7 protein-coding genes are annotated in these 6,401 nt (G+C 73.8%); 4 read left to right on the top strand and 3 right to left on the bottom strand.

The genetic code is table 11. From position 1 onward, the window contains the following. Nucleotides 1–81 precede the first annotated feature (81 nt). Together VGP36_08280 and VGP36_08275 are read right to left on the bottom strand one after the other, a co-directional pair. Nucleotides 82–1,272, bottom strand: coding sequence for a zinc-dependent alcohol dehydrogenase (locus VGP36_08280; GenBank protein HEV7654720.1), 1,191 nt, complete (start codon nt 1,270–1,272; stop codon nt 82–84). 223 nt (nt 1,273–1,495) lie between these two features. After that, nucleotides 1,496–2,374 (bottom strand): Rieske (2Fe-2S) protein, encoded by an 879-nt coding sequence (locus tag VGP36_08275; GenBank protein HEV7654719.1) that lies wholly within the window; start codon nt 2,372–2,374, stop codon nt 1,496–1,498. Between the two features lie 211 nt (nt 2,375–2,585). On the opposite strand from VGP36_08275, the gene VGP36_08270 reads away from it, so the two are divergent. The 4 genes from VGP36_08270 (at nt 2,586) to VGP36_08255 (ending at nt 5,360) form a co-directional block, all read left to right on the top strand. Then, entirely contained in the window at nt 2,586–3,641 is a 1,056-nt protein-coding gene (locus tag VGP36_08270; protein ID HEV7654718.1) for a glycosyltransferase, read from the top strand. Further along, nucleotides 3,626–3,982 (top strand): VOC family protein, encoded by a 357-nt coding sequence (locus VGP36_08265; GenBank protein HEV7654717.1) that lies wholly within the window; start codon nt 3,626–3,628, stop codon nt 3,980–3,982. Before VGP36_08270 ends, VGP36_08265 begins: the two co-directional genes overlap by 16 nt. Nucleotides 3,983–4,071: 89 nt before the next feature. Continuing rightward, nucleotides 4,072–4,638: an AAA family ATPase gene (locus tag VGP36_08260; protein HEV7654716.1), complete on the top strand. Its 567-nt coding sequence runs from the start codon at nt 4,072–4,074 to the stop codon at nt 4,636–4,638. 179 nt (nt 4,639–4,817) lie between these two features. Further along, a complete protein-coding gene (locus VGP36_08255) occupies nt 4,818–5,360 on the top strand; it encodes a GNAT family N-acetyltransferase (protein HEV7654715.1) in 543 nt (180 codons plus the stop codon). A 6-nt stretch (nt 5,361–5,366) separates the two neighbouring features. Here VGP36_08255 and VGP36_08250 read toward each other — a convergent pair whose 3' ends face one another. Further along, complete coding sequence (locus tag VGP36_08250) at nt 5,367–6,317, bottom strand: hypothetical protein (protein ID HEV7654714.1); 951 nt, start codon at nt 6,315–6,317, stop codon at nt 5,367–5,369. Nucleotides 6,318–6,401 lie beyond the last annotated feature (84 nt).

Genomic DNA, 6,401 nt, shown 5'->3' with positions numbered 1-6,401 from the left:
CAGCCTGCGACGGACGAGCTGCAGATAGAACTGCGCGACAACCCCAAGGTAGACGACCAGTCGTGAGCACGAGAGCCCGGCTCAGGTGCCGGGCTTGAACACGACCTTGAACGTCCCGTCCTCCTTGGTCTGGACGTTCTTGTAGGCCTTGGGAGCGTCGGCGAGGGGGACGGGGTGGGTTGCGAACGTCTCGGTGCCCAGCGGGTCGCCCTCGCCGGTGAGCAAGGGCATGATGTCGTCGATCCCGCGCTTGACGTTGGCCTGGCCGCCGCGGATCTGGATCTGCTTGTCGAAGATCTGCAGCATGTTCAGCGGGTCGGCGGTGCCGCCGTAGACGCCCGAGAGCGAGACGGTCCCGCCGCGGCGGACGAGCTCGACGGCCATGTTGAGCGCGCTGAGGCGGTCGACGCCGACGTTCTCCATCACCTTCTTGGCGACGGCGTCGGGCATCATCCCGGCGATCGTGTGGGCGAGCTTGCCGCCCGGCGCGCCGTGGGCCTCCATGCCGACCGCGTCGATCACGGCGTCCGGGCCGCGGCCGGCGGTCCGCTCGATCAGCGCCTCGGCGAGGTCGTCCACCTCGCGCAGGTCGAGGGTCTCGGCGCCGTACCTGGCGGCCAGCGCGAGCCGCTCGGGGACGAGGTCGACGGCGATCACCCGCTCCGCGCCGAGGTGCCGGCCGACGCGGGTGCTCATCTGCCCGATCGGGCCGAGGCCCAGCACGGCCAGGGTGCCGCCGTTCGGCACGTCCGCATACCGGACCGCCTGCCAGGCTGTCGGCAGGACGTCGGACAGGTAGACGAACCGCTGGTCCGGCGGTCCGTCCGGGACCTTGATCGGGCCGAAGTGCGCCTGCGGGACCCGCAGATACTCGGCCTGACCGCCCGGCACCGAGCCGTACAGCGCGGTGTAGCCGAGCAGGGCCGCGCCCTTGCCCTGGGAGCGGACCTGGGTGGTCTCGCACTGTGCGTACAGCCCGCGCGAGCACATCCAGCAGGAGCCGCAGGAGATGTTGAACGGGACGACCACCCGGTCGCCGGGCCGGATGTGGGTGACCTCGGACCCCACCTCCTCGACGATCCCCATCGGCTCGTGCCCGAGCACGTCACCAGGGCTCAGGTACGGCCCGAGCACCTCGTACAGGTGCAGATCGGACCCGCAGATCGCGGTCGAGGTGATCCGGACCACGGCGTCGGTCGGTTCGACGATCTTCGGGTCCGGGACCGTCTCGACCCGGACATCCCGCTTGCCCTGCCATGTCAACGCCCGCATGACGTCTCCCCTCCGTGTCGGCGACCTCCGGTCTCTATCCGCCTGCGGGCGGGCCAATCCAGCCTGCGCCCGTGACTGCGGGGCCGGGCCGGCGCGGTCGGTGCGCGGCGGTGACGGATGCGGCGGTCGGGCCGGTGGGCGGGTGCCGTCGACGGCGACCGTGGGGACGCTGGTGACGCGGTCGCGGGCGGCCGGGCCGGTGACGTAGCCGGCGTAGCACGGTTCAGTTCTCCCGCAGCCGTACGGAGACCGAGTCGCCGTCGACGCGGACCTCCAGCACCGGCTGCGGCGCGGTCGCCGGACCGGTGCGCACCTGGCCGTCGCGGACCCGGAACGTGCTGCCGTGCCAGGGGCAGGTGACGCACAGGTCGTCGCCGGAGCCGGACAGGTCGCCCTCGGACAGCGGTCCGGACAGGTGCGAGCACAGGTCGTAGAGCACATCGACCCGCCGCCCCCGGCGCAGGGCGAACACCGCCGTCTCGGTGACGATCTGCCGGACCGGCACGCCGTCGGGGAGGTCGTCCACGGCGCAGAGCCGGGTCCAGTCCTCGGGCAGCACGTGCGGGGCTTCCTCCGCGTGGTTGACGCCGGCGCCCTGCCGGTACGCCAGGTGGCCGCCGAGGTAGGCGCCGGCACCGCCGACGGCCAGCGCTGCGAGACTCCAGAGCCGGCCGCCGGCCGAGTCGCCGCGCCGACGGGCCCGCCAGGAGGCGATCTGCGCCGCGACCGCGGCGACGTTCGCGCCGGCGTGGACCAGGCCCACCCGCTGCTGCTGGGGATGCAGGTCAGACCAGTCGGCCCAGCCGGCCAGCGCCGCGGGAGCCGCGCTGAGCACTCCGAGGCCGACCAGCGTGCGGGCGGCGTTCTCCGACCGTCCCGGCAGCAGGTCCAGCGCGGTCGCCGACAGCCAGCTGCCGAGCGGGACCAGCACCACGGCCGGATGCAGGGCGTGCCCCAGCCAGACGCCATGCAGGGCGTCCCGGACGCCGGCAGTGGGCAGCGCCGCATCCACGGCTTTCTTCACGGCGGCCGACACGGGATCGAGACGCCGGGACCGCTCGACGGCGTCGACAACGGCATCCAGCGGTCGCAGGGAATGCATACCGGTCAGCGTTACCACAATGGCCCGGTTCAAACCGGCGCGGACGTCGGCCGCCGCCCGAGCGTCCCCGGGCGGCGGCCGTCCCCCGGTGATGGGACGATGTCGTGACGCAGCGATGACGTGGCTGTCCGGGATTCAGGTGTGGACGCCCGGCGGCGGGGAACCCCGGGTCCCGGCCGGGCGGTCCGGCCGGAGACGGATGGAGGTGGCGATGCAAGGACAGCGGACGGCGGCGGCCGAGGTGTCCGCTGCGGACGACCGGCTGGCGGAGCGGCTGACCGTCGTACTGCTCACGTACAACTGCGCGGCCCGGATCGGCGCGGTGCTGGATCGGCTGACCGGCCTCGGCGTGCCGGTCGTGGTCGTCGACAACGGATCCCGGGACGACATCCGGGGCGTACTGGCCGGGTTCCCCGGGGTCGACGCGGTGCTGCTGCCCACCAACATCGGCGCGGCCGCCCGCAACGCCGGCCTGGAGCGGGCCACCACCCCCTATGTCGCGTTCTGCGACGACGACGGCTGGTACGAGCGCGACGGGCTGCGCGCGGCCGTGGACCTGCTCGACGCGCACCCGAGACTGGGGCTGGTCAACGCGCGCATCCTCGTCGGCGCGGAGCAGCGGCTGGACGTGATCAGCGCGGAGATGGCGGCCAGCCCGGTGCCGGAGCGGGCCGGCATCCCCGGGCCGGTGCTGTTGAGCTTCATGGCCGGTGCCGCGATCGTGCGGCGTGAGGCGTACCAGGAGGCGGGCGGGTACGACGGGCGGTTCTTCATCGGCGGCGAGGAGGAGACGCTGGCGGTGAAGCTGGCCCGGCGCGGCTGGCAGATGCGCTACGCGCCGGAGGTCGTCCTGCACCACCGGCCGAGCCTGGCCAACGCCGGGTCGCTGCGGCACATCGGCCTGCGTAACACGGTCGTCAACGCCTGGTTGCACCGGCCGCTGCGCAGCGCCCTGCGGTGGACCGCGTTCAGCCTCGCCGATGCCCCGAAGAACCGGGACTTCGGGCGCGGGCTCGGGCTGATCCTGCGGGCGGTCCCGTGGATCCTGCGCGAGCGGTCGCCGATGCCGGCCGCGCTCGACGCCGACCTGCGGCTGCTGGACGAACGGCGGTTCCGGGTCCGGCGCCGTTTCCTCACCTACCGGGAGGACCTGCGGCGCAGCGCCTATCCCCGCCCCGGCGGATTGTTCGAGGGATCCGGGGTACGACTGCCGCCCGGAACGGAGTCCGAACGAGGGGAAGGAGAGATGTCATGGCCAGCGGAGTAGCCGCGGTGTGGGTTCCGGTCCAGGACATGGCGCGGGCGGTCGGGTTCTATCAGGACACGCTCGGCTTCGAGGTGACCAAGCAGCAGTCCGACTGGAGCGAGGTCGACGCGAACGGGCTCAAGATCGGGCTGAACGGCCGGGAAGGGACCGGCGCACAGGCCGACGGCGGCGCCGTCATCAGCTTCCAGCCCGACGGCGACATCGAGGACGAGGTCAGCCGGCTGCGCTCGGCCGGAGTGACGTTCGCCGGCGACATCAGCGACCACGACTGGGGCCGCATCGCCGCGTTCAAGGACAGCGAGGGCAACGACCTGCAGCTCTACAGCGCCCCCAGCAACTGACCGCCACGGGACCGGCGGCCCGACCGCCCGGTCCCGGCGGGATAACGCGTTGCCGGCGGCGGTTAGCGTCGTCCTCGTGACCGGGACGCTTGCTGTTCATCGTCGGCCCGCCGGCGGTCGGCAAGATGACCGTGGGCGAGGCGATCGCCGCCCGGACCGGCCTGCGGGTGTTCCACAACCACCTGGCGATCGAGCCGGTGCTGCGGCTCTTCCCGTACGGGACCCCGCCGTTCGGGCGGCTGGTCGACCGGTTCCGGCGTGACCTGATCGAGGAGGTTGCGGCCAGCGACCGGCCCGGCCTGATCTTCACCTTGGTCTGGGCGTTCGACCTTGCCGAGGACGAGCAGGCGGTCCGGCGGTTCGCCGAGCCGTTCCGGACCCGGGGCGGCCGGGTGCTCCACCTCGAGCTGGAGGCGAGCCAGGAGGAGCGGCTGCGGCGCAACCGGGGCGAGCACCGGCTGGCCGAGAAACCGTCCAAACGCGACCTGGCCGCCTCCGAGCGGGGTCTGCTGGAGCTGGACGAGCGGTATCAGCTCGGCTCGGGCGGCCGGTTCGACGACCGCACCGACTACCTCCGCCTCGACAACACGCGGCTGGATCCGGACCGGGTCGCCGCCCTCGTCATCGAGCACTTCCGGCTTCCGTCAGCGGGGTAGCCCGGCCGGAGATGTGCAGGACGTGGGTTCCGTCGGGCCGCGACACGAACCGGACCGGCGTCAGGTGGGTTGTCACCCAGGCGGCCAGAGTGCCCTTCGCGTCGGGTGCGCCCTACTGGTCGTTAGGGTTTCAGCATGGTGCCGCGGGTCGTCGTCGTTCGGTCCACTGTGGACATACCGTGATCTCGGTCGAGCCGGCGACGCCGGGGCGCTGGGACGACGTCGTGCTGGCGTTCGGCACCGGGTCCTGCTGGTGCCAGCGGTTCCGGCGCCACGACGAGGCCGACAACCGGGCGGCGCTGCGGGCGGAGATCGAGACGGGCGTGGTGCCGGTGGGGCTGATCGCCTACGTGGAGGGCGATCCGGCCGCGTGGAGCCGGGTCGTGCCCCGGCACACGTTGCCCGGGGTGCAGGAGAATCGGGCCCTCCGGCGGCTGCTGGCGGACGACCCGGGCGCGTGGTGGGTGAGTTGCGTCGTCGTGCGGCGGGAGCATCGCGGCCACGGGGTGGGGGTCGCGTTGCTCCGGGCGGCGGTCGACCACGCCCGGCGGCACGGGGCGACCGCGCTCGACGGCCACCCCGTCGACGTCGGCCGGCTGAAGGCGAGGCCGTCGGCGTCGGCGTTGTTCACCGGCACGCGGTCGATGTTCGCCGCGGCCGGCTTCGAGGAGATCGGGCGGACCTACGTCAGCCGGCCGGTCATGCGGCGGGAGCTCGGCTGACGGTGCTCACCCGGCGTTGCCGGATCCGGCCGTCGCGCCGGCCTTGGGCGGCGGGGCCTGCTGGGCGGGCGCGCTCCGCTGCGCCGGGGTCTGTCCGGTCGGGACCGGCCCGGTCCGGGACTGCGGCGCCGGGGTCTGTCCGGTCGGGGACTGCTGGGACTGAGTCGGCTGGGCCGGGGTCGGCTGCCCGGGCGTGCGGCCGGCCGGGGCCGGCTCGACGGGGGTCTGGTCGGCCGGCGGGCGCGGAGCGGGGACCTGTCCGGCCGGGCCGAGCGGCCGGCCGGCCTCGTCGACCTGCGGCGCGTCCACCCAGAGCGCGCGCAGCTGCGCCTGCATGAAGGTCAGCAGCCGCGACCGGTAGTCCCGGTCGAACTCCTGCAGCGCCTCGATGTTCTGCTGGAGCGCCTCCCGCTTGGTGGCGAGGTTGCCGACCTCCTCGTCGTAGCGCTGCCGGGCCAGCCGCTGGAGCTCGTCCGCGGTGGCCCGCGCCTCCTTGTCGACGTCCGCGGCCTGCGCCCGGGCGTCGGCGAGCAGCTTCTCGCCGTGCTGCTTGGCGGTCTCCGCCTGCGCCTGGACCTCCTTGCCGGCCCGCTCGACCTGGGCCCGGGCCTCGGTCAGCGCCGTGTCCGCCTCGTGCCGGACCGAGTCGGCCTGGGTGTGGGCGTCGCGCAGGATCTGCTCGGCCGCCGCGCGCGCCTCGACCTGGATCCGCTCCGCCTCGCGGTGCGCGGTGGCGACGTGCTCGTCGGCCGTACGCTGCGCGAGCGTCAGCATCTGCAGCGCCTGCTGGACGTCCGCGCCGGACTGCGGCTCGGCCGGGCCCGGCGGCACCAGCGGTGGCGGTCCGGGCTGCGGCGGCGCCGCCTGGACGCCGGCCAGCGGCGTGAGGCGGCCCTCGGGCGCGTCCGACTCCCGGTGCTGCCCCTTCGCGCGGGTCTTCATCCAGCCATCGGTCAAGGGGACGACCTCCAGGATCGGCATGTTCCGGGCGGGCGCCGAAAACTACCAACCACAGCCAGAAGGTTCGATGCCCAGCCCCGA

The organism is Mycobacteriales bacterium, from assembly GCA_035995165.1.
GTDB lineage: Bacteria > Actinomycetota > Actinomycetes > Mycobacteriales > CADCTP01 > CADCTP01.
This window is presented reverse-complemented; position numbering and strand designations above follow the sequence as displayed.